The organism is Tessaracoccus lapidicaptus (assembly GCF_001693815.1).
GTDB lineage: Bacteria > Actinomycetota > Actinomycetes > Propionibacteriales > Propionibacteriaceae > Arachnia > Arachnia lapidicapta.
This window is the reverse complement of sequence record NZ_MBQD01000020.1, coordinates 16,212-37,755: the sequence shown is the minus strand read 5'-3', so window position 1 is coordinate 37,755 and position 21,544 is coordinate 16,212. Positions and strand designations below refer to the sequence as shown.

General features: G+C 71.2%; 24 protein-coding genes. 8 read left to right on the top strand and 16 right to left on the bottom strand.

The window, feature by feature from the left end:
* The gene (gene recA / locus BCR15_RS05515) at positions 1 to 1,044 is read right to left on the bottom strand and encodes a recombinase RecA (protein ID WP_068751198.1); all 1,044 of its coding nucleotides are present in this window, start codon (positions 1,042 to 1,044) and stop codon (positions 1 to 3) included.
* Between the two features lie 175 nt (positions 1,045 to 1,219).
* Positions 1,220 to 1,414, bottom strand: a complete 195-nt coding sequence (locus BCR15_RS05510) for a DUF3046 domain-containing protein (RefSeq protein ID WP_068751197.1) — start codon at positions 1,412 to 1,414, stop codon at positions 1,220 to 1,222.
* Positions 1,415 to 1,592: 178 nt separating this feature from the next.
* Between BCR15_RS05510 and BCR15_RS05505 the strand changes: the two genes are divergently transcribed.
* Complete coding sequence (locus tag BCR15_RS05505) at positions 1,593 to 2,348, top strand: DeoR/GlpR family DNA-binding transcription regulator (RefSeq protein WP_068751468.1); 756 nt, start codon at positions 1,593 to 1,595, stop codon at positions 2,346 to 2,348.
* A gap of 2 nt (positions 2,349 to 2,350) precedes the next feature.
* Here BCR15_RS05505 and BCR15_RS05500 read toward each other — a convergent pair whose 3' ends face one another.
* The 10 genes from BCR15_RS05500 to BCR15_RS05455 all read right to left on the bottom strand — a co-directional run bounded on the left by BCR15_RS05500 (position 2,351) and on the right by BCR15_RS05455 (position 12,602).
* Positions 2,351 to 2,626, bottom strand: coding sequence for a helix-turn-helix domain-containing protein (locus BCR15_RS05500; protein WP_068751467.1), 276 nt, complete (start codon positions 2,624 to 2,626; stop codon positions 2,351 to 2,353).
* 116 nt (positions 2,627 to 2,742) lie between these two features.
* The gene (locus BCR15_RS05495; protein ID WP_068751196.1) at positions 2,743 to 3,222 is read right to left on the bottom strand and encodes a CinA family protein; all 480 of its coding nucleotides are present in this window, start codon (positions 3,220 to 3,222) and stop codon (positions 2,743 to 2,745) included.
* A 28-nt stretch (positions 3,223 to 3,250) separates the two neighbouring features.
* Positions 3,251 to 3,868 (bottom strand): CDP-diacylglycerol--glycerol-3-phosphate 3-phosphatidyltransferase, encoded by a 618-nt coding sequence (gene pgsA, locus BCR15_RS05490; RefSeq protein ID WP_068751195.1) that lies wholly within the window; start codon positions 3,866 to 3,868, stop codon positions 3,251 to 3,253.
* Positions 3,865 to 5,280: a 30S ribosomal protein S12 methylthiotransferase RimO gene (gene rimO, locus BCR15_RS05485; RefSeq protein WP_068751466.1), complete on the bottom strand. Its 1,416-nt coding sequence runs from the start codon at positions 5,278 to 5,280 to the stop codon at positions 3,865 to 3,867. Before rimO ends, pgsA begins: the two co-directional genes overlap by 4 nt.
* Positions 5,281 to 5,297: 17 nt before the next feature.
* Positions 5,298 to 7,823 (bottom strand): FtsK/SpoIIIE family DNA translocase, encoded by a 2,526-nt coding sequence (locus tag BCR15_RS05480; RefSeq protein ID WP_176715189.1) that lies wholly within the window; start codon positions 7,821 to 7,823, stop codon positions 5,298 to 5,300.
* A 68-nt stretch (positions 7,824 to 7,891) separates the two neighbouring features.
* Positions 7,892 to 8,821: a thiamine-phosphate kinase gene (locus tag BCR15_RS05475; protein ID WP_068751194.1), complete on the bottom strand. Its 930-nt coding sequence runs from the start codon at positions 8,819 to 8,821 to the stop codon at positions 7,892 to 7,894.
* A 1-nt stretch (position 8,822) separates the two neighbouring features.
* Positions 8,823 to 9,938, bottom strand: a complete 1,116-nt coding sequence (locus tag BCR15_RS05470) for a D-alanine--D-alanine ligase family protein (RefSeq protein WP_068751193.1) — start codon at positions 9,936 to 9,938, stop codon at positions 8,823 to 8,825.
* A 31-nt stretch (positions 9,939 to 9,969) separates the two neighbouring features.
* Complete coding sequence (locus BCR15_RS05465) at positions 9,970 to 10,764, bottom strand: lysophospholipid acyltransferase family protein (protein ID WP_078919593.1); 795 nt, start codon at positions 10,762 to 10,764, stop codon at positions 9,970 to 9,972.
* A gap of 27 nt (positions 10,765 to 10,791) precedes the next feature.
* Entirely contained in the window at positions 10,792 to 11,982 is a 1,191-nt protein-coding gene (locus BCR15_RS05460; protein ID WP_068751192.1) for a cytochrome P450, read from the bottom strand.
* Complete coding sequence (locus BCR15_RS05455) at positions 11,979 to 12,602, bottom strand: winged helix-turn-helix domain-containing protein (RefSeq protein ID WP_068751191.1); 624 nt, start codon at positions 12,600 to 12,602, stop codon at positions 11,979 to 11,981. Before BCR15_RS05455 ends, BCR15_RS05460 begins: the two co-directional genes overlap by 4 nt.
* Before the next feature lie 68 nt (positions 12,603 to 12,670).
* On the opposite strand from BCR15_RS05455, the gene BCR15_RS05450 reads away from it, so the two are divergent.
* Positions 12,671 to 13,984, top strand: coding sequence for an MFS transporter (locus BCR15_RS05450; RefSeq protein WP_068751463.1), 1,314 nt, complete (start codon positions 12,671 to 12,673; stop codon positions 13,982 to 13,984).
* A gap of 350 nt (positions 13,985 to 14,334) precedes the next feature.
* Here the strand turns inward: BCR15_RS05450 and BCR15_RS05445 are convergent, their stop codons facing one another.
* Positions 14,335 to 14,796 (bottom strand): GNAT family N-acetyltransferase, encoded by a 462-nt coding sequence (locus BCR15_RS05445; protein ID WP_068751190.1) that lies wholly within the window; start codon positions 14,794 to 14,796, stop codon positions 14,335 to 14,337.
* A gap of 61 nt (positions 14,797 to 14,857) precedes the next feature.
* Positions 14,858 to 15,214 (bottom strand): hypothetical protein, encoded by a 357-nt coding sequence (locus BCR15_RS05440; RefSeq protein WP_141680046.1) that lies wholly within the window; start codon positions 15,212 to 15,214, stop codon positions 14,858 to 14,860.
* A 303-nt stretch (positions 15,215 to 15,517) separates the two neighbouring features.
* Here BCR15_RS05440 and BCR15_RS05435 point away from each other — a divergent pair, with 303 nt between their 5' ends.
* Genes BCR15_RS05435 through BCR15_RS05425 form a run of 3 tightly spaced genes read left to right on the top strand, consistent with a single transcriptional unit; the run spans position 15,518 to position 17,744 of the window.
* Positions 15,518 to 15,901 carry a YchJ family protein gene (locus BCR15_RS05435; protein ID WP_068751188.1) on the top strand — a complete coding sequence of 128 codons (384 nt, stop codon included), beginning with the start codon at positions 15,518 to 15,520 and terminating at the stop codon, positions 15,899 to 15,901.
* A 47-nt stretch (positions 15,902 to 15,948) separates the two neighbouring features.
* Positions 15,949 to 16,863: a proteasome assembly chaperone family protein gene (locus BCR15_RS05430; protein WP_068751187.1), complete on the top strand. Its 915-nt coding sequence runs from the start codon at positions 15,949 to 15,951 to the stop codon at positions 16,861 to 16,863.
* Positions 16,864 to 16,904: 41 nt separating this feature from the next.
* Positions 16,905 to 17,744: an HAD hydrolase family protein gene (locus BCR15_RS05425; protein WP_068751186.1), complete on the top strand. Its 840-nt coding sequence runs from the start codon at positions 16,905 to 16,907 to the stop codon at positions 17,742 to 17,744.
* Positions 17,745 to 17,765: 21 nt separating this feature from the next.
* Here BCR15_RS05425 and BCR15_RS05420 read toward each other — a convergent pair whose 3' ends face one another.
* Together BCR15_RS05420 and BCR15_RS05415 are read right to left on the bottom strand one after the other, a co-directional pair.
* Positions 17,766 to 18,575 carry an SGNH/GDSL hydrolase family protein gene (locus BCR15_RS05420; RefSeq protein WP_068751185.1) on the bottom strand — a complete coding sequence of 270 codons (810 nt, stop codon included), beginning with the start codon at positions 18,573 to 18,575 and terminating at the stop codon, positions 17,766 to 17,768.
* 88 nt (positions 18,576 to 18,663) lie between these two features.
* Positions 18,664 to 19,353 carry a metalloregulator ArsR/SmtB family transcription factor gene (locus BCR15_RS05415; RefSeq protein WP_068751184.1) on the bottom strand — a complete coding sequence of 230 codons (690 nt, stop codon included), beginning with the start codon at positions 19,351 to 19,353 and terminating at the stop codon, positions 18,664 to 18,666.
* Positions 19,354 to 19,448: 95 nt separating this feature from the next.
* Here BCR15_RS05415 and BCR15_RS05410 point away from each other — a divergent pair, with 95 nt between their 5' ends.
* Genes BCR15_RS05410 through BCR15_RS05400 form a run of 3 tightly spaced genes read left to right on the top strand, consistent with a single transcriptional unit; the run spans position 19,449 to position 21,518 of the window.
* A complete protein-coding gene (locus BCR15_RS05410; protein ID WP_068751183.1) occupies positions 19,449 to 19,973 on the top strand; it encodes an OsmC family protein in 525 nt (174 codons plus the stop codon).
* 17 nt (positions 19,974 to 19,990) lie between these two features.
* Complete coding sequence (locus tag BCR15_RS05405) at positions 19,991 to 20,341, top strand: DsrE/DsrF/TusD sulfur relay family protein (protein WP_068751182.1); 351 nt, start codon at positions 19,991 to 19,993, stop codon at positions 20,339 to 20,341.
* Positions 20,342 to 20,345: 4 nt separating this feature from the next.
* The gene (locus tag BCR15_RS05400) at positions 20,346 to 21,518 is read left to right on the top strand and encodes a cysteine desulfurase family protein (RefSeq protein ID WP_068751181.1); all 1,173 of its coding nucleotides are present in this window, start codon (positions 20,346 to 20,348) and stop codon (positions 21,516 to 21,518) included.
* The last annotated feature ends 26 nt before the right edge of the window (positions 21,519 to 21,544 follow it).

The following is a 21,544-nucleotide window of genomic DNA, read 5'->3' as shown; positions in this document are numbered from 1 at the left end:
TCAGAAGTCAACTTCGCCGGTGGCCGGATCCACGCCCTCCGGGACCGCCTCCTTATCCACGCCCAGGTGGAGCCGGATGCGGCGCTCGATCTCCGCCGCCACGTCCGGGTTGTTCTTGAGGAACGTGCGGGCGTTCTCCTTGCCTTGGCCCAGCTGATCGGACTCGTAGGTGAACCAGGCGCCCGCCTTGCGGATGATGCCGGCGTCCACGCCCATGTCGATGAGGCTGCCCTCGCGGGAGATGCCCTCGCCGTAGATGATGTCGAACTCGGCCTGCTTGAACGGCGGGGCCACCTTGTTCTTGACCACCTTCACGCGGGTGCGGTTGCCCACCATCTCCGTGCCGTCCTTGAGCGTCTCGATGCGACGCACGTCCATGCGGACCGACGAGTAGAACTTCAGCGCCCGGCCACCGGTGGTGGTCTCGGGGCTGCCGAACATGACGCCGATCTTCTCGCGGAGCTGGTTGATGAAGATGGCGGACGTGTTGGTGGACTTCAGGGCTCCGGTCATCTTGCGCAGCGCCTGCGACATGAGCCGCGCCTGCAGGCCCACGTGCGAGTCCCCCATCTCCCCCTCGATCTCGGCACGCGGCGTCAGCGCGGCCACGGAGTCGATGACGATGAGCGACAGGGCGCCCGAACGCACCAGCGTGTCGGCGATCTCGAGCGCCTGCTCGCCGTTGTCCGGCTGGGACACGAGCAGTTCGTCGGTGTTGACGCCGAGCTTCTGGGCGTAGTCCGGGTCCAGCGCGTGCTCCGCGTCGATGAACGCGCAGATGCCGCCGCCGCGCTGCGCGTTGGCGATGGCATGCAGGGCCACCGTCGTCTTACCGCTCGACTCCGGGCCGTAGATCTCCACGATGCGGCCACGCGGCAGCCCGCCGATGCCGAGCGCGACGTCCAGCGCCACGGACCCGGTGGGGATGATGTCGATCGGCTGGCGCGTGTCCTCGCCGAGGCGCATGACGGAGCCCTTGCCGTGGGCCTTCTCGATCTGGGCCAGGGCTGCCTCGAGCGCCTTGGTACGGTCCGCAACGGCCATGGGGTGTCCTCTCTGACTGGACCGGGGTGTTCGGCCAGGTGTAACGATGTCGACCCTCACACTAGGAAGGGCCACCGACAATTTCCCGTCCGCGCCGTCTCCTGTGGAGAACTGAGGCACAGCCTACCCGAACACCCGTTCGATTGGCGCGTCGCCACGGCGGCGTGTCGGCGGGTCAGCGCAGGCGGTCGGGGAGCTTGAGCTGCCGCCACACCGCGCGCCAGATGCGCTTGCACGGCACGGCGGCCGCGAGCGCCTCGCGGACGGTCCGCCCGCCGAGATCGGCCAGCACGACCTGGTCGGCCCACACGGAGGCGTAACCGCCGGGCAGCACCTCGCCCATCCGCTGCCACAGCTCGACCTCACGCACGCCGCCACCGTACCCGCCCCGTCAACCGGTCGCCGACTGTGCTCAATCGTCGCGCGAACGCGCACAATCCGTTGTACGCTCGCGCATGGCAAGTGAGCACGGCGGACACCCGCCCGACGCAGAGGAGCAGTCGCGCATGAACGCACCAGGGGTCCCGTCGCACAAGCGCTCGGACCGCATGGTCGCGCTGTTGGCCATGCTCAACGACCGCGGCCCGCTCCCCCTGTCCCTGCTCGCGCAGGAACTCGGGGCGTCGGCGGCCACCATCCGCCGCGACGTCGCGGTGCTCGCGGCGCAGGGACTCCTCGACCGGACGCATGGGGGGGCCCGGCCGGCCAAGGGCAACCGCGAGTTGCCCGTGCGGCTCCGCGACGGGCGCAACCAGGAGGCCAAACGGCGGATCGCCCGCGCGGTCGCCGAGCTCATCCCCCACGGCAAGCACGCCATCGGGCTGACGGGCGGCACGACGACGGCCGAGGTCCTGCGCGCGCTGCACGACCGCAACGACCTCACGATCATCACCAACTCGATCAGCATCGGCCTGGAGGCCGCCGAGCAGGGCCAGGCGAGAGTCCTCATCGCGGGCGGCGTGCTGCGGTCGAGTTCGTTGGAGCTCGTCGGCTCCCTCGCGGAGCAGACCATGAAGATGGTCAACGTCGGCACGGCCGTCGTCGGGGTCGACGGGCTCACGGCCGCCGAGGGCCTGACGACCCACGACGAGATCGAGGCTCGGACGAACTACGCGATGATCGAGCGCTCGCAGCGGGTGATCGTCGCCGTCGACTCGTCGAAGGTCGGCAGGCCGACGTTGGCGAAGATGGCCGACATCTCGGAGGTCCACGTGGTGGTCACCGACTCGGGGGCCCCGGCCGACGAACTGCAGCGGCTACGCGACGCGGGCGTCGAGGTGCACGTGGTGGACGCGCCGAGCTGACGTCAGGCGGCGACCGCCACGCGCGGCACACGGGCCGCCTCGAGCGCCGCGAGCTTGCCGCTGATCGCGATCATCAGCTCGGACAGGGACACGTCGAGCGCGGACGCGATGGCGAACAGCACCTCGCTCGACGCCTCCTTGTGGCCGCGTTCGATCTCGGAGAGGTAGCCCAGCGAGACCATGCTGGCCATGGAGACCTCTCGCAGGGTCATGCCGGCGCCCATCCGGAGCTCCCGGAGAGTTTCGCCCATCACCTTACGAATCAGAATCGTCTTCACGGCTTCCATATCCCAACCGGCGAGCTGTGTGCCCGCCCTCGACACACTGCAACCGCTGGCCGGGGCCGTTTGTTCCCGACCTCTGGGAGAAATTCCTGGCGAGCGCTCCCGTGCGGTCAGAGGACGCGCAGCAGCATCTCGAACACGTGCTCGGTGGCCGCCGCTCGGACGGTCTCCCGGTCTCCCTCGAAGTGCTTGAGTTCGGTGTACTGCGGGGGCGGCGACATCCCGACCCGCGGACCCACGACGGCGAACCACACCGTGCCGACCTTCACGCCGTCCGCCTCGGTCGGGCCCGCGACACCTGTGGTGGCCACCCCCCAGTCCGCGTCGCACCGCGACTGGGCGCCGACGGCCATCTGCAGGGCCGTGAGTTCGTTGACCACGCCCTCGGCCTGGATCAGTTCAGGGTCAACCCCCGCCAGCCGGCTCTTGAGGTCCCTGGCGTAGGTGATGAGGCCGCCGCGGTAGACGGCCGACGCCCCGGGCACCGAGGTGAGCGCCGCACCGACGCCACCTCCGGTCAGCGACTCGCACGTGGCCAGCGTCACGGAACGATGGGTCATCTTCGCGATCACGTCGGCGGCCAACGTCATGGGAGTCTCCTCGTCGAGTGCGGTCCCGTCAGCCTACCCGCCCCGCCCGGGCGTCAGCGCGGATCTTCCAGGCGTGCCGTAGGTAGTCAAGGCCGGTGACGACGGTGAGGATGAGGGCTGCCCACGCCAGGATCCACGCCACCACCTGGATCCATCCGGGAAGGAACTGCAGCCCCAGGCTGAACAGGATCAGCGCCAGCGACTGCGTCAGCGTCTTGGCCTTACCGCCCTTGTTGGCCGCCATGATGCCGTACTTGGCGATCGCGGCCCGCACCCAGGTGATCCCCCACTCGCGCACGAGGATGATGATGGTGAAGAACCACGGGAGCCCGACCTGGCCGGGGAACGCCTCGAGGATGCTGAGCGACACGAAGGCCGCGCCGGTCAGCGCCTTGTCGGCGATGGGGTCCCACAGCTTGCCGAAGTCGGTGATGAGGTTGCGACTGCGTGCGATGTGACCGTCGGCCAGGTCGGTCAGCATCGCGACGACGAACACCGCCGTGGCGGCGATCCGCCAGCCGAGGTCGTCCGGCGCCGCGAACAGCAGCACGACGTAGACGGGGACGAGGATGATCCTGACCACCGTCAGGGCGTTGGGGACGTTCCAGTTGCTCGGCCGGTCCGTCGCCCGTCGGGGTTCGCTCACGTCGCCTCCGCCATCAGATCGATTCCGATCGAGTCCACCACTGTCGCCGTCACCAGGTCGCCGACGGCCGCCTCACGGTCGAGCGTGACCACACCGTCGGTCTCGGGGCCCTGGTGCATCGCGCGGCCGACGATCTGCTCGTCGACACTCTCGACGAGCACGACGATATCCTCTCCGACCCGGTCCGCGGCGCGCGCCTCGCAGACCTGCAGCGCCAGATCGGCCAGCGACGCGCGCCGGTCCTCGATCTCGTCGTCGCTCAGGTGCCCCGGCAGGGTGACGCCCTCCGTGCCCTCCTCGTCGGAGTACCCGAAGACGCCCATGACGTCGAGCTCGGCTGCGACGATGAAGTCCCGCAGGATCTGCACGTCGGCGTCGGTCTCGCCGGGGAAGCCGGCGATGACGTTGCTGCGGATCCCAGCGGCGGGTGCGGCCGCGCGGATGCGCCCGATGAGGTCGAGGAAGCTGTCCGCGTCGCCGAACCGGCGCATGGCGCGCAGCACCGAGCGGGAGGCGTGCTGGAAGCTGAGGTCGAAGTAGGGCACGACCTTGTCCGTACCGAGCATCGCGTCCAGCATCCCGGGACGGATCTCGGCGGGCTGCAGGTACGACACGCGGATCCAGTCGAGGCCGTCGATGCGCGACAGGCGCGGCAGCAGGGTCTCCAGGCGGTGGTCGGCGCCGAGGTCCTTGCCGTAGGACGAGGTGTTCTCCGACACAAGGAAGACCTCCCGCACGCCCTGCTCCACGAGCCAGCGCGCCTCGGCCTCCACCTCCTCGACGGGCCGCGACAGGTAGGAGCCGCGGAACGCCGGGATGGCGCAGAACGCGCAGCGCCGGTCACAGCCCGAGGCGATCTTCAGCGACGCTGAGGGACCGCCGGCGAGCCGACGGCGCAGCGCGCGCGGCCCGGTGGCGGGGGCGAGCCCGTCGGGCAGCGGGGTGTGGCCCGGCACCGCGACACCGCGGGCGGCGGCGGGCCTGGCCGCGGGGGTCAGCGGCAGCAGGTGCCGGCGGTCCCTGGGGACGTGCGAGATGTGGCGTTCGCCGTCGAGGATGCCGCGCAGGCGGTCGGCGATGTCGACGTAGTCGTCGAACCCGAGCACGGCGTCGGCCTCCGGGAGCGCCTCGGCGAGCTGGACGCCGTAGCGTTCCGCCATGCAGCCGACGGCCACCACCGAGCGGACCTGCCCGCCCGACTTGAGGTCGGCGGCCTCCAGGAGCGTGTTGATGGAGTCCTGCTTGGCCTGCTCGACGAAGCCGCAGGTGTTGACCACCACGGTCTCGGCGCTCTCCGGGTCGTCGACGAGGAGGAAGCCGCCCATCTCGAGACGGGCGGCGAGCTCCTCGGAGTCGACGTCGTTGCGCGCGCAGCCGAGGGAGGCGATGTGGACCGAGTGTGGGGCAGTCATGGTGGACGCCATTATCCCTATCCCGCGGCGAGGTTGGCCAACACCTCGTCCAGGTCCTCGGGCTTGACGAGCACCTCGCGGGCCTTGGAGCCCTCGGAGGGGCCGACGACGCCGCGGCTCTCGAGGATGTCCATGAGCCGGCCGGCCTTCGCGAAACCGACGCGCAGCTTGCGCTGCAGCATCGACGTCGAGCCCAGCTGCAGCTCCACGACGAGGCGGCAGGCGTCCAGCACGAGCTCCATGTCGTCGCCGATGTCGTCGACGACCTTCTTCTCCGTGGCGGCGCCCGTCGTGACGTCGTCGCGGTAGTTGGGCTGCAGCTGCGTGGAGACGAAGGTGACGACGTCGCGGATCTCGGACTCGTTGACCCAGGCGCCCTGCACGCGGATGGGCTTGCCGGCGCCCATGGGCAGGAAGAGCCCGTCGCCCTTGCCGACGAGCTTCTCAGCGCCCGGCTGGTCGAGGATGACGCGCGAGTCCGTCATCGACGACGTCGCGAACGCCAGCCGCGACGGCACGTTGGCCTTGATGAGGCCGGTCACGACGTCGGTGGACGGGCGCTGGGTGGCCAGCACGAGGTGGATGCCGGCGGCGCGCGCCAGCTGCGTGATCCGGACCACGGACTCCTCGACGTCGCGGGGGGCCACCATCATGAGGTCGGCGAGCTCGTCGACGACGATGAGCAGGTACGGATAGGGCGCCAGGACCCGCTCGGAGCCCTCGGGGACCTTGACCTGCCCGGCGCGGACCGCCTTGTTGAAGTCGTCGACGTGCCGGAAGCCGAAGGCGGCCAGGTCGTCGTAGCGCATGTCCATCTCGCGCACGGCCCAGGCCAGCGCCTCCGCGGCCTTCTTAGGCGACGTGATGATGGGGGTCACCAGGTGCGGGATGCCCTCGTAGTGGTTGAGCTCCACCCGCTTCGGGTCGACCAGCAGTAGCCGGACTTCGTCCGGGGTGGCCCGCATCATGATCGACGTGATGAGCGAGTTGATGAAGCTCGACTTGCCCGAGCCGGTCGCGCCGGCGACGAGGAGGTGCGGCATCTTGGCCATGTTGGCCACGACGTAGCCGCCCTCGACGTCCTTGCCCAGGCCGACGGTGAGCGGGTGGTGGTCGTTCTTCGCCTTCGTCGAGCGCAGGACGTCGCCGAGGGAGACGACCTCCTTGTCGACGTTGGGGATCTCGATGCCGATGGCCGACTTGCCCGGGATGGGCGTGAGGATGCGGATCTCGTTGGAGCCGACGGCGTAGGCGATGTTGTCCGCCAGGCCCGTGACCTTGCTCACCTTGATGGCGGAGCCGAGCTCCACCTCGTAGCGCGTGACCGTCGGGCCGCGCGTGTAGCCGGTGACGCGGGCGTCGATCTCGAACTCGCGCAGCACGTCGCCCAGCTGACGGACGACCTTGTCGGAGGCCTCCGTGCGGGCCTTGGGCTTGCTGCCGGGTGCGAGCACGCGGTCCTCGGGCAGGGCGTAGACGATGTCGCCGCTGAGCTGCAGCTGCTCAGCCCGGGCGGGCGGCGGAGTGTGCGGCGGGGGCTCGAGGTCGCGGGGGGCGTCGGCCTTGGGCCGGCCCGGGATCTGCCGCGGCTCGGCGGCCGCGGCAGGCATCAGGTACTCGTCGTCCTGGGCGTCGACGTCGAAGACGTCGTCCGCGGAGTCCTCGGCGGGGTCCTCGATCAACGGCGTGTCGTAGGGCACGTCGACGCCGAGCTTCAGCTTCTCGGGGCGGTCGCGCTGGTCGTCGTGCTCGACGAGGGCGCCGAACGCGTTGCGGGCGCCGGCGGCGAGTTCGTGCAGGGGGCGGCCGATGACGAGCAGGGTGCCGAACAGCGTGACGATGGACAGGAGCGGCACCGCGACCCAGACCGTCAGCAGGTCGACCAGCAGGCTGGAGGCCACGTGGCCCAGCACTCCCCCGGCCTCGCGGAGCGCCGGCATGTCGGCGGGGGCGGGCATGCCGCGGTTGATGTGGATGAGCCCCAGCACGCCCATGGTGATGAGCACCCAGCCGAGGCCGGTGCGGGGGGCGGCGTCCACGTCGCGGGGGTGGCGCAGCACGCGCCAGGAGCCGTACAGCAGCACGGCCGGGATCAGGATCGCGACGGAGCCGAAGACGGTGGAGATGCCGTCGCCGAGCGCCTGGCCGACGGGGCCGGGCAGCGCGAACCAGAAGCGGGCCGCCACGACGATGCCGAGGGCCAGCAGCACGAGGCCCCAGCCGTCGCGGCGGAGCTTGGGGTCGACGTCCTGCGCGGCGCCGCCGAAGCTGCGCGCCACCCAGCCGACGCCGGCCGCCAGCCCGCGGAACATCGCGCCGATGCCGCGCAGCAGCGCGCCCACGGCGCGCGAGAATCCGCCCGGCTGCCGGGCGGCGGGCTTCTTGGCCGGTGGACGGCGCGACGACGCCCCGGACCGGGCGGAGCCGGACCGGCTGGTGCTCGTCGACTTCCGGGGGGCCGGGGTCGTGCGGGAACGCGCAGCACCGGAGGATTTGCTCGCGGTGCCGGCGTTCCGCGTGGGGGAAGAACCGCGGGACGCCATGGGGTCCAACCTAGCCGAGGGCGCGGCGAAGCCCGGTATTTCCCCCGGCGCTGCTGTGGATGGCCCGCTCAGCGCTGGGCGAAGTGGTCCCAGCCGAGGCTGCCGTCGAAGGGGGCGCCGTCGACGACGATCCCGGAGCCGTCCCGGACCGAGCCGACGCGCCGCCAGCCCTCAGGGAGCGCGCCGTCGGCGGGGAAGGTGGCGGCGAGCGCGTGGTCCTCGCCGCCGGCCAGCACGAAGCCCAGCGCTGGCCGGCCGGTGGCGGCCGCGACGCGCTGCACGGCGTCGGGGACCTCCAGGAGCATGGAGTCGACGTCGATGAGGACGTGGCTGCGTTCGGCGATGTGGCCGAGGTCGGCCAGGAGCCCGTCGGACACGTCGAGCATGGCGGTGGCGCCGGCCCGGGCAGCCACGACGCCCTGGCCGTAGGGGACGCTCGGGGTGAGCTGCTCGGCGACGACCTCCTTCGGCGACCCGAACCCGCGCTGCAGTGCCGCGAGCCCGGCGCCGGCCCAGCCGAGGCGGCCGCACACCGCGACGATGTCGCCCACGCGGGCCCCGGCGCGCGTGACGGCGGCCCTGCCGTCGAGGTCGCCGATGGCGGTGACCGTGATCGCGATGTGGGCCGACGACGACAGGTCGCCGCCGACGAGGCTCACCCCCGCCCGGCGGCACTCCTCGACGGCGCCGGCCTCGAACTCAGCCACCCAGTCCTGGTCGAGGTCCTTCGGGAACGCCAGCGCGACCACCACGGCGCTGGGTCGGGCGCCCATGGCCTCGACGTCGGACACGTTGACGGCGACCGCCTTGCGGCCGATGGCGCGGGCCGGCGACCAGGCGCGCCGGAAGTGGACGTTCTCGATCAGCATGTCCGTGGTGACGACGATGTTGCCCGACGGCGCCAGCACGGCCGCGTCGTCGCCCACGCCGAGGACCACGTCGTCGCCGACGGTCAGCCCCTCGGTGATGCGGTCGATGAGCTCGAACTCGCCCGCCACGTCAGCGCAGCCCGAGGGGGCGTTCCATGGCGAGGTCGATGAGGCGGCCGACCAACTCGGGGTACGTCATGCCGGCCTCCTGCCACAGCGTGGGGTACATGGAGATCTGCGTGAAGCCGGGCATGGTGTTGACCTCGTTGATCCAGGCGCCGTCGTCGGTGACGAAGAAGTCCGCCCGGACCAGGCCCTCGGCGCCGACCGCCTCGTAGGAGCGCCGGGCCAGGTCCTGGAGCCGCGCGGTCAGCTCGGGCGTCACGTCGGCGGGGGCGTCGAGGGCGGCGCCGTTCTCGTCGATGTACTTGGCGTGGAAGTCGTAGAAGCCGTCCTCGGCGTGCACGCGGATCTCGCCGACGGCCGACGCCAGGCACCCATCCGGCGATCCGGGCGCCCCCAGCACCGCGACCTCGAGCTCGCGCGCACCGACGAAGCCCTGCTCCACCACGATCTTCGGGTCGAAGCGCTGCGCCTCGTCGATCGCGGCGTCCAGCTGGGCGGGATCGGTGACCCGCACGATGCCCAGCGACGACCCGCCGCGGGCCGGCTTGACGTACAGCGGGTAGGCGAGCCGCTCGTTGATCTCGGCGACGACGGCGGCGCGGTGATGCCGGAGCCGGTGCGCGGAGGCCGCGACGTAGGGCCAGACCGGCAGCCCGGCGGCCTCGAACGCCACCTTCATGAAGTGCTTGTCCATGCCGATCGCGGACGCCGCGACGCCGCTGCCGACGTAGCGGATGCCCATGAGCTCGAACATGCCCTGGATGGTGCCGTCCTCGCCGAACGGCCCGTGCAGCAGGGCGAACGCGACGTCGACGCCGTTGATGTCGACCAGCGTCTCCCCCGCCCGGGTGGCCACCTCGCAGCCGTGCTCGCCGACCATCCACACCGCGTCGTGCCGCGGCTCCGCGACCTCGGGGACCACACCGTCGACGATCCGGTAGTCGCGGATGGTCTCCAGCGGGATCTGGGTCCAGCGCCCGGTGCGCGTGATGCCGACGCCGACGACGTCGTACCGGTCGCGGTCGATCGCCTTGAGCACGCTCGCGGCCGTCAGGCACGAGATGCCGTGTTCCGACGACTGGCCGCCGAAGATCAGCGCGACGCGCGTCCGGTCACTCACGGGTCCTCCTTGGGGTGGGGCGTGCGTGAGTCTACTGGTCGGCGCGGGGCTCCCTCGGCACGCGCATGCCCTTGCGGATGTCGTAGCGCCCCTCCGGCGGCTGCTCGCCGCGCAGCTCCGCGACCATGCCGGTGATGACGTCGAGGAACAGGTCTGTGACCTCGTCGAGGAGCGCAGGGTTGCGTGGGCGGCCCTGGAACGGGGTGAGGTCGATCGGCGGGCCCGCCATGACCGCGACGTCGCGGCGGCGCCCGAACAACTTGCGGAACTCGAGGCTCTTCTGGCCGAGGATGAGGTGCGCGCCGGTCTGGGCGACGGGGATCACCGGCGCCCCGGAGTCGAGGGCCAGCCGGGCCGCACCCCGGCGCCCGCTCATGGGCCACACGTCCGGGTCCCCGGTGATGGTGCCCTCCGGATAGATGGCGACGAGCTTGCCCCTCTTGAGCGCCTCGTGGGCGTGGACGAGGGAGTCGGCGGCGCGCGTCGTGCCGCGGTGCACGGGGATCTGGTCCGCCTGCCGGGCGATCCAGCCCAGCACGGGGACCTTCCAGATGTCGGCCTTGCCGAGGAACCGCGGCCAACGGCCGCTCCAAATGAGGAACTCGCCCATCACGATGGGGTCGAAGTTGGAGATGTGGTTCGCCACGACGATGACCGGCCCCTCCTTGGGCACGTTCTCCATCCCCACCCAGCGGCGCCGGGCCACCATGGGCACCACGGTCTGCGCAAACCGCGCGATGAGGTGGTAGATCCACGGCGCGCGCTCGTGGTTGACCTGGCGCAGAGGTCGTCGCCAGGGCGGGGTCGCTGGGTCAGGGACGGTCATAGGCCAATCATGGCAGGGTGCGCGCGGTCAACCGTCCTGATGCAGCACGAAACCCCGCAGCCAGTAGCCGGCGATGAGGTCGTCCCAGCCCAGCTCCGGGGTGCGGACGATGCGCGGGCGGCGGCGCAGCAGCCGCAGGAGGAGGACGTCGGACTCGAGAATCGCGAGCGGCTGACCCGGGCACTTGTGGGCGCCGTCGCCGAACGCCAATCCGGTCTCGTTGACGCCGGAGGCGGTGTCGCGGCCGGGGCACAGGTGCAGCGGATCCTCGCCCACGGCGTCGGGGTCCGCGTTGGCGGGGCGGACGAACACGTCGACGAGGTCGCCGGGTTCGAGCGTGTGGCTCTCGCCGCGGTCGGTGACCTCGATGGCCTCCTGCACGCGGCGATAGAGGTGGCCGACGACGGGCTCGAGCCGGATGATCTCGGCCAGGATCGCGTGTCGCTCCCGCTGGCCGGCGACGAGGTAGCGCTCGCGCAGCGCGTCGTCGCCGAGGAGGTGGAGGGCGGCCATGCAGATGAACTCGCGCGTGGTGACCATGCCGGCGGTGCCGTAGGTGACGCACTCGACGAGGATGTCGAGGTCGGTGTAGCCCTCGGCGATGAGGTGGCTGATGATGTCGTCCTGCGGCGCCTTGCGGCGGGTGCGGATGGCCGGGCGGGCGTCGAGGACGTGGAACTTCAGGATGGGGGCCAGGCCGTTGAACGCGGCCTGCATCCACTGCCGGTTGGTGCGGCCGAGGCCGGGCTTGGTGATGTCGAACGGCGGCTGGTTGAAGAAGGTCACGAGCCGGGCCGCCATCTTCTTCGGCGGCGACGCGGTGAGGCCCACCACCTCGGCCGTGACCTCGACGGTGTAGTGGAGGGCCAGTTCGTCGAGCGTGATCTCGGGGCCCGCCTCGTCGAGGAGGCGTTCGGCGCACTCCTCCATGCGGGTCTCGTAGCGCTTGGCCACGACGGCGGGGGCGAAGAACCGCGCGACCTTCCTGCGCTGCTCGTCATGCAGGGGACCGTCCGACATGAGGATGGGGTGGTGCTTGAGGTACCCCTTGGGGATGGCCTCGGCGGTGAAGCCGGCCTGCGTCGTGGCGTGCCGGGCGCGGAGGACCTGCTGCGCGGCGGCCAGGGAACGGATCCGCCAGACGCGATCGGTGCGCTCGACGCGGGGGCCGTCGGGCTCGCCGGGGCGCTCGACCTTGCGGGGCGCGCCGCGGCTCATCGCGCGGCCCCCTGTCCGCCGGCGTCGCTGCTCGGGAGCGGGAGCGCGCTGATGTAGACCCTCACCCGCCGCTCGCCGGGGCGCGCGGCGACGTGCGCCGGGGTGGGGCCCGCCTCGTCGCGCCTGGCCTTGGCCTGCTCGGTGTGCCGCTCGACGACCGAGAGCAGTTCCTCGCTCAGGGCTTCAAGCTCGTCGCGGGTCATCCAGCCGCTGGTGGATCCGAGGACGCTGGCGTCGCGCCAGCCCTCGTCGTCGTGCTGCAGGGCGGCGAGGGCGGCGTGCAGCGTGTCGGACTGGTTGTCGATCATCCAGCGGTTCAGGGTGCGCACCGTGTGGCTGTCGGGGTCGTCCACGCGGTCGTAGGAGAAGCCGACGGCGCGCCACCAGCGTTCGCGGGCCGTTCCTTCACCGGGCACCTCCTCCACGAAGCCGAACTTCGCGAGCTGGCGCAGGTGGTAGCTGGTCTGGCCCGTGCTCTCCCCCGTCTCGCGCGCCAGGACGCTGGCGGTGGCCTGGCCCTGATCGCTCAGGAGGCGGTAGAGCTGCATGCGCAGGGGGTGCGCGAACGCCTTGATCTGCTGCGCCGTCGCCGGCCTGGAATGGGTCTTGCGCTCAGCCATGATGCAGAGGTGCCTTTGCAGAGAATTCTTTGCATAACTTCTTCTGCATCAGTCTAGTGGAGGTCCTCATGCCAGCGCGCCAGCTCGACCCACGTTCCCGCATCCATCTCTCCACGGTCGCCCTGGCCAACCTCGCCGACGGGGTCGTCGCCACCGGCGTGCCCCTCCTCGCGATCACGCTCACCCGCTCCCCCGGACTCATCGGGGTGCTCACCGCGGCCGTGTGGCTGCCATGGCTGCTGGCCGGCATCCCCGCCGGGGTGCTCGTCGACCGCTGGGACCGCCGCCGCACCATGCTCGTCGCGCTGGGGCAGCGCGCCGCGCTCCTCGCGGCCGTGGCGATGGTGGGCGCGGCCGGGGCGCTCAGCATCTGGTGGCTGATCGGTTTCGCACTGGCCTACGGGTTCACCGAGGTGTTCACCGACCTCGCCGCCCAGGCGCAGGTGCCGGCGCTCGTCGGCCGCGACGGCGTGGCGCTGCGCAGCGCGAACTCGCGCCTGCTCGCGGTCGAGCAGACCGCCGGCGGCTTCGTCGCTCCCCCGGTGGCAGGCCTGCTGGTCGCCGTCGGTGCGGCATGGGTGACCGGGGTGCCGGCCCTCATCGTCGCCGGGGCAGTGGTGGTCCTGGCCCTGGGGTTACGCGGCGGGTTCACCGCGCCCAGGGCCGCGGCCGACGTCGTGCCCGCCGCGGCCGGCGCGACCCGGCGCGGCGCCATGCGCCGCGATCTGGGGGAAGGGCTGAGCGTGCTGTGGCGACACCGCGTGCTGCGGCCGCTGCTCATCGCCGCCGGACTGTGGAACTTCGGGTCGACGGCGCTGTCGGCGGTGTTCGTGCTGTGGATGGTCGGGCCCGGCTCGGCGGCCGGTCTGACCCCACAGGCCTTCTCGCTGGTGCTGCTCGCGATGCCGGTGGGCGGGCTGCTGGGCAGCGTCGTCGCGGGGCCGGTGACGGCGCGCTGGTCCGAGATGCGGGTGCTGGTCGCCTGCTGGGGTGCCGCCGCGCTGGTCAACCTGCTGCCGTTGCTGTGGCCGGCCGCATGGTCCTTCGCACTGTTCCTCATGTGCGCGGGGGTGTTCGGCGTCGTCGGTAACGTCGTCAGCGGGTCGCTGCGGCCGCGGATGGTCGAGGAGCGCCTGCTGGGCCGCGTGCACGGAGCCGCCCGGGTCATCGGCTTCGGCGCCATGCCGCTCGGCGCCGTGGCGGGCGGGCAGGTGGCGCAGTGGTTCGGGATCCCTGCGGTGTTCCTCACGGTGGTGGTGCTGATGCTGTTGTCGACGGCGATCGTCGCGGTCCGGGTGCCTCAGTCGGTCGTCGACCGGTGGGAGCTCCGCCCGACAGACAGCGCCGCAGCCGAGCCGGACTCCGCTCCCGTCGCGGCGTAGCGGCCGGCCCGGCCGGGGCGTCGGCCGTCGGACGGACTCCGCGACTGTCAGCGGCGCGCCAGCCGCAGGCTCGGCATCCTCGATCGAGCCGGAACCTGACCCGGTCGCGGCCTGAGGCCGGCCCGCTCTCGGCCTGGCGCCTGCCCTACTCCACAACGCCTGCCCTACTTTCACGACGCCTGCCCTACTTTCACGACGCCTGCCTTACATTCACGACGCCTGCCTTACTGCGCTTCGCCTGCCCCGCGGCCCAGGGCGCCTGCCGTGATGCTCGACGCCCGTCCTAGAGGGCAGGCGACGAGAGGTAGGACAGGCGCCTCCCTCGCCGAGCGGCTCAGGCGAGGCGCGAGTCAGGGCGCCACCGACGTAGCGGGCATGTGCGCCATCGGGAGATGCGGGATCCCGGCGTCCAGGAACTCCTCCCCCATCACGCGGAAGCCGAACGTCCCATACCACCCCGCAAGATGGGACTGTGCGTCGATATCGATCCGCATGCGGGAGTGGGCGTCGATCGCCGCCTGCACAAGCACCCGCCCCAGTCCAGTCCCTCGCAAGGCAGGATGCGTGACCACACGCCCGATCCGCACGCCCTCACCCTCCTGCAAGACCCGCAGATATGAGGCGACACCCACCTCATCCACCGCACCATCCCCGGCGGGGAGCCAGAGGTGCCGGGTCTCCGGCTCGGTGTCGCGGCCATCGAGCTCCGGATAGGCACACGCCTGTTCCACGACGAACACGTCCACCCGCAGCTGCAGGATGGCGTACAGCTCGGTCGTCGTGAGCTCGGAGAAGGACTTGTCCATCAGCATGACGTTCACCGTAGCCCTCGACGACCCCCCAGCCCGCGTCTCGGCGACCGCACCACGGACCTCACGGCACCCGGCCAACCCCCAGCACGAACTCCGCGACATCGTCCAGCATCTCCACGAGGTGCTCAGGCTGGCCGGTCCAGATCTGCCGCGACGTCGGCAGTGCGGCCTGGATCATCGACGCAGTCAGGTCGTCGATCAGCATCCCGCGCGGCGCAGGGCGGGATGCGACGATGACGGCGCGCCCGCGTTGTTCGGAAGTGAGCCCCGCCCACCACGACTGCAGATTCTGCTGTGCGATCACAGGAACATTCAACCGCTCACAAGCCAGACTGTCCGAGGAGGGGTCGCCCACCACCTCCAGACGCGATGCGCGCGAGTAGCGCCCATACGCCACGTCGAACACCGCGCCTGCCATGCCTCGGTGCGCCTGCTCTCCAGGGCAGGCGTCGCTGGGGCGCCTGCCCTGTGTCGAGATGCCTGTCCTAGAGGACCGGCCGGGAGTCACCGGGCAGGCGTCGCCGGGGTAGCGATCACCCCCGACGAAGAAAGGACGGCAAGCCTTGTCAGGCCAGGGTGACGGCCTGGTCGAATTCGAGCCGCGAGCCACGGACCAATAATCCGGAGGAGGCACACGGAGGTCGTGGCCTGACGCTGCCACCGCCCCGGCGTGCCCCAAGCAGGCCGGCCGGTGCTAGCGTCGCGCCGAAGGAGGCGCCAGATGACCGATCCCACCCAGTGCCCGTGTGGCGGCGGCCCCTATGCGGGGTGCTGCGGGCCCCTGCACGCCGGTGACGCCCAGGCCACGACCGCTGAGGCTCTGATGCGGTCGCGCTACTCGGCCTTCGCGCTGGGCCTGCCTGACCATCTCTGGCGGACCTGGCACCCGCGCACCCGCCCGGAGCGGGTCACCGTCGACAGTTCCGCGTGGACCGGCCTGGAGATCGTCGATGTCGTCGACGGCGGCGAGCACGACTCGACCGGCGTCGTCGAGTTCATCGCCCACCACCGGGACGGCCGCCGCCCGGGCCGCGTGCACGAGCGGTCCCGGTTCGAGCGCCGGGCCGGACGATGGATGTATGTGGACGGCGATCTTCGCCCGTAGGCGGGCACCCCGCTGCCGGATTTCGCACGACGTGCAACGCTTGTCCCGTGCAGAACCCGTCTGATCTCTACCGCCTCGAGACCCACGTCGACCTCACGGACCCGGGCTCGGGCGTCCTCGTGGTGGCGCTGGGCGCCTTCATCGACGCCGGGCAGATCCAGCGCGCGCTGACCCAGCACCTCGTCGAGACCGGCGAGGCCGAGGTCGTCGCGACGTTCGACGTCGACCAGCTGTTCGACTACCGCGGCCGGCGTCCGGCGATGGTCTTCGACGTCAACCGGTGGGCCGAGTACGAGGCGCCGTCGATCATCCTGCAGCGGCTCACCGACCGCGACGGCCACACGTACCTGCTCCTCTCGGGAGCGGAGCCGGACTTCCAGTGGGAGCGGATGGTCGCGGCGATCCGCGAGCTGGTGGTCGCGCTCGGCGTCACTCTGGTGGTCAGCGTCCACGGCGTGCCGATGGCGGTGCCCCACACCAGGCCGGTCGGGATGACCGCCCACGCGACAGACCCCGCGCTCATCGGCGACACCCACTCCCCCTTCGGGCGCGTCCAGGTGCCGGGCTCGATCGGCGCGCTGCTCGAGCTGCGCCTCGGGGAGGCCGGGCACCGCGCCGCGGGTTTCGCGCTGCACATCCCGCACTACCTGGCCGCGTCGGAGTTCGCCGACGGCGCCCTCGCAGCCCTCAACGCGATCGTCGACCTGACGGGGCTCCACCTGCCCAACGACGGACTGGTCGAGACCGCCGAGGCCAACCGGCGCGCCATCGCCGCCGAGGTGGAGGGCAACGAGGAGGTCCAGGCCGTGGTCGCCGCCTTGGAGCAGCAGTACGACGCCTTCCTCGAAGGACAGCACCACCCCAACCTCTGGGCCCCGGAGTCGTCGCGGATCCCTTCGGCCGACCAACTCGCCGCGGAGTTCGAGAACTTCCTGCGCACGGTGACCGACGACGACGAGTGAGCCGGAACCGGCCCGCGGGCAGCGACGAGAGGGGACGTGAGATGCCGAAGGCCGTGTTCATCGACTTCGACGGGACGTACGCCGACCGCGGGCAGGTCCCAGCCGGCCACGTGGCGGCCGTGCGGGAAGCGCGACGCAACGGTCACCATGTGTTCCTGTGCACGGGCAGGCCGAAGGCGATGGTGCCCCCGCGCATCCTGGACTCGGTATTCGATGGGATGGTCGGCGCCGCGGGTGGGTACGTCGAGGTAGGCGACCGGGTCCTCGCCGACACCCGATTCCCGCGGGATCTGGCCGAGCGCGTCGTCGCCGTCCTGGCCGCCCACGACGCGACCTTCATCCTCGAGGCCCCCGACGCCTTGTACGGCCCGCCGGGGATCCAGGAGCGCATGCGCGAGATCCTGGGAGCCACGCTCGGTTCCGACGGGTCCGACGAGGGCGTCGACGACATCCTGCGTCACCTGCGCGCCGTGTCGGTCCCCGCCGCGGCCTCGTTCGGCAAGGTGACGATCTTCGCCTCCCCGGTCGCGATCAGCGAGTTGGCCCACATGGTCGGGCCCCGGGTGGGCGCACTGCCGAACTCCGTCACCGGGTTGACCGGCCACGCCGGGGAGATCCACCTGCGGGGCGTCAACAAGGCCGTCGGGATCGAGGTCGCGACCGCCCACCTCGGGGTCGAACGCGGCGACATCATCGGCATCGGCGACGGTCACAACGACCTGGAGATGCTGGCCCACGCCGGGACAGCTGTGGTGGTGGAGGGCGCGGCGCCGGAGGTGATGGCGCTGGCCGATCACGTGGTCGAGCCGCCGCACCGGTCAGGTTTGGTGCGGGGCTTCGCCGAACTCGGGCTGACCGCCGTCGCCGACCTCAGCACCTAGCCCACGCTCGTGGCCCAGCGCTCATGGTGCGGAGCCGGGCTGGAAGCCGACGGCCGCCAGAGCCTCGGCCATGGCCTTCCCGCCGGCCGCGCTGGGGTGGATCTCGTCGGCGATCAGGCCGGCTGCGCGGGCGTCTCGACGATGGTCGGGACCGTTGTAGGTGTCCAGCGAGGACACGAATGTCGCTCCGTGCGCCTCAGCCGCGCCCTGCAACGCCTCGGACATGGTCTCGAAGCTGGTCATGCACGGCTCGAAAACCCCGTGCTCCTCCCAGTCCGCGGTCAGCGGGATGTATGCGTCGGTCATCCGGATCGCGGTGGGTTTGCGGTCGCGGAGCTCCCAGATCGAGTCGACGATGTCACCGGCGAGCGCGGCGTACGGATCCCAGTCCGCCACGGTGTAGACCCCCGGATCGCCCAGGCCGTCGTGGTCGACGCAGACGTACTGGTCCATCTTCGCCCCTGAATGGGCCGGGCTCCCGAACACAACCACGATCTCGGCGTGCGCCACGACGTCGGGGTTGGCCGCGATGAGGGCGGGCACATTTCGGAGCGGGAGGCCGCCGACGCGCCAATCGACCAGTTCCACATCGACGCCGAGCTGTTCCTCGGCGATGGCGGCGTAGGCCTCGGCTGTCTCCCAGCCGCCGGAGTCGGAGATGTACAGCAGATGGACCGGGTTCTCGCCAGGGAAGGGGGTACCTGCGGGCGACGCCGTCGTCGCTGTCTGCTCGCCTGTGGTCGTGGTCGACGGCGGTGGGGCGGTTCCGCCGGCGCAGCCAGTGCCCAGCAACAGCGCACACCCCAGGACTGCGATTGTGATGGCCCGCATGATCGCCTCCGATCACGGGCCGCTCGCCCCGGTCAGGCCGTCGCGGCCCCTGCCCAGAGCCCGAACCAGACCCGTGGACCCTTCCAGTCTACGCCGGGGGTTCCTCGGCCGCGCCTGGTCCGTCGGCGACCGGGAGCCCGGCGTCGCGCCACTGCGGGTAGCCGCCCTCAAGCCGCACCGCACTGCGTCCGCTGTCTCGCAGCCGGGTGACGGCCGTGGCGGCCATGACGCAGTACGGCCCGCGACAGTAGGCGACGACGGTGGCATCGTCGGGCAGTTCGGACATCCGCACGGAGAGGTCCGCCAGCGGGATGTTGAGGGCGCCGTCGACGTGCCCGGCGGCGAACTCGCTGGCCGGCCGGACGTCGACCAGCACGACGTCGCCGGATCGGCTGAGGGTCTCCAGCTCGTCGAACGCGACCGGGCGCGTGCCGTCGGCGTCGGTGAAGAAGGCCTCTGTCAGTGAGGCGACCTCCGCGACCCGGCCCTCGGCAAGCGAGACGAGCGTCCGGTAGGCGGTCTCGACGCCCGGATCAGCGAGGCGATACACCCTGGCGGTGCCCTCGACGCGGCGGGACACGAGCCCCGCGGCGGAGAGGATCTGGAGGTGGCGGGAGGTGTTGGCCACGCTCGCGGAGATCTGTTCGGCGAGCGATTCGACGTTGCGCTCCCCCTGAGCGAGCACGTCGATGATCTCGACGCGCTTGGCGTGCCCGAAGGCGGCACCCATGCGGGCGAAGTGGCTGAACACCTCGTCCTTGAACTGTCGGCCGTCCATGCCCGCCTCCTCAACGATTCCTGCGAATAGTAGTGCAGCCCCGCGCGACGGGTGCTAGCATCCGTGTTCAAGCATATCGTTGAATAGGAGACGCAATGAGGCTCAACAACCTCGACCTCGACGTCCTCGCCGGAGTGATGGAGCGCGGCCGCAGCGACGACGCGGTCTTCCGCTTGCGCAAGCGCGTGGAAGGACGATGGAGCTTTGAGGCAGGGCAACCCGCGTTCACCGCGTCCATCCAGCACGGCAGCACCTCGACCGACCTGCAGGTCGACGTGGCCCCGGGCTTCGGTGGCCAGGGCCTCGCCCCCGACCCCCTGCAGTACATGTTGGCCGGGCTCGCCGCCTGCTACGCCGCGACCCTCGTCACCATCGCCGCCACCGAGGGTGTCGAGCTCGACGACCTCAGTGTCGTGGCCGAACAGGACGTCAACGTCGCGGCCGTGTACGACCTCGGCGACAGCCCCTTGATGGAACAGATCAGGGTGAGCGTCACGGTCGCGGCCGACGTCGACGACGTCACGCTGGGCCGCTGGCAGGACGAGGCTCGCGCCAAGTGCCCCTTCGTCTACACCGTCACCAACCCCATCCCCCTCACCACCACCGTCGAACGAATCTGACCGGACAAGGAACCCTCATGAAGACCCTCATCATCATCAACGGCTCGGCCTACGGGCTCGACTCTACCTACAACGCCATCCGGCTCGCCGCCTCCATGGCCAAGCGCGAGGGCATCGACACCACCGTCTTCCTCATGGGCGACGGCGTCACCGCGGCGATGGCGGGCCAGAAGACGCCCGACGGCTACTACAAGCTCGACCGCATGCTCGGCACGGTCACCCGCAACGGCGGCGAGATCCTGTGCTGCGGCACCTGCATGGACGCGCGGGGCATCACCGCCGAGATGCTGGTAGAGGGCGCCCGCCGCTCCACCATGGAGGAACTCACCGACAACACCCTCGCAGCGGACAAGGTGCTGGTCTTCTAGACCCATGAACGCTCCTCACCCGGCCATGGTGGGCCGCCCGGTCTACTTGGACTACAACGGCACCACGCCCGTCGACCCGGCGGTACTCGAGGCCATGCTGCCCTTCCTGTCGCGGGAGTTCGGCAACCCGTCGAGCAGCCATGCGTACGGCCAGGCGGCCCGGCAGGCCGTCGAGGTAGCGCGCATGCAGGTCAGCGACCTCATCGGCGGGCAGCACGGCCGGGTGGTGTTCACCGGCAGCGGTTCGGAGGCCGACGCGCTCGCCATCAGAGGCGCCGTTCTCGCGAACCGGCGGGAGGGCCGACGCCCGCACGTCATCACCCAGGCGACCGAACACCCCGCGGTGCTCGCGGCGTGCGCCGATTTGGCGGAGCTCCACGGTGTCGACGTCACCGTCGTCGGCGTCGACGGGGACGGCCTCGTCGACCCCGGGGCCGTCGCCGCGGCGATCACCGAATCGACCGTGATGGTCAGCGTCATGCACGCCAACAACGAGACCGGCACCATCCAGCCGATCGCCGAGATCGCGCGCGCCGCGCACTCCCGCGGCGTGCTGGTCCACTGCGACGCCGCGCAGTCGGCCGGGAAAGTCAACGTCGACGTCGCGGAGCTCGGCGTAGACCTCCTCACCGTCGTCGGACACAAGATGTATGCCCCCAAGGGGGTTGCCGCGCTGTGGGTCCGCGACGGCGTCCGACTACGCCCGCTCGTCGGCGGAGGTGGACAGGAGGGCGGACTTCGCGCGGGGACGGAGAACGTCGCCTACATCGCCGGGTTCGGGCATGCCGCGCTGCTCGCGGGCCGGTCCGTCGAGGCAGGCGAGGCTGGGCGCCTGACCAGCCTCCGCGACCACCTGCAGGCGGCCTTGGAGAGGCTCCTTCCTGGCCGGGTGCACCTCAACGGTCACCCCGTCCGGCGGCTCCCGAACACCCTCAACATCAGCATCGACGACACCCGTGCGCTCAGCGTCCTCAGCGCCGCGGCGGACATCGCGGCGTCCGCAGGCTCGGCATGTCACTCCGGACGCGACACGCCGTCTGAAGTCCTCGCCGCCATGGGGATCGAGACGGGCCGCGCGCTGAGCGCGATCAGGCTCTCCATGGGGCGCTGGACCACCCTCGCCGACGTCGACCGCGCTGCCGCCGCCGTCGCATCAGCCAGCCGGGAGTTGCGCTGACGCTGGCGGGGGCAGAATGGGCAGCG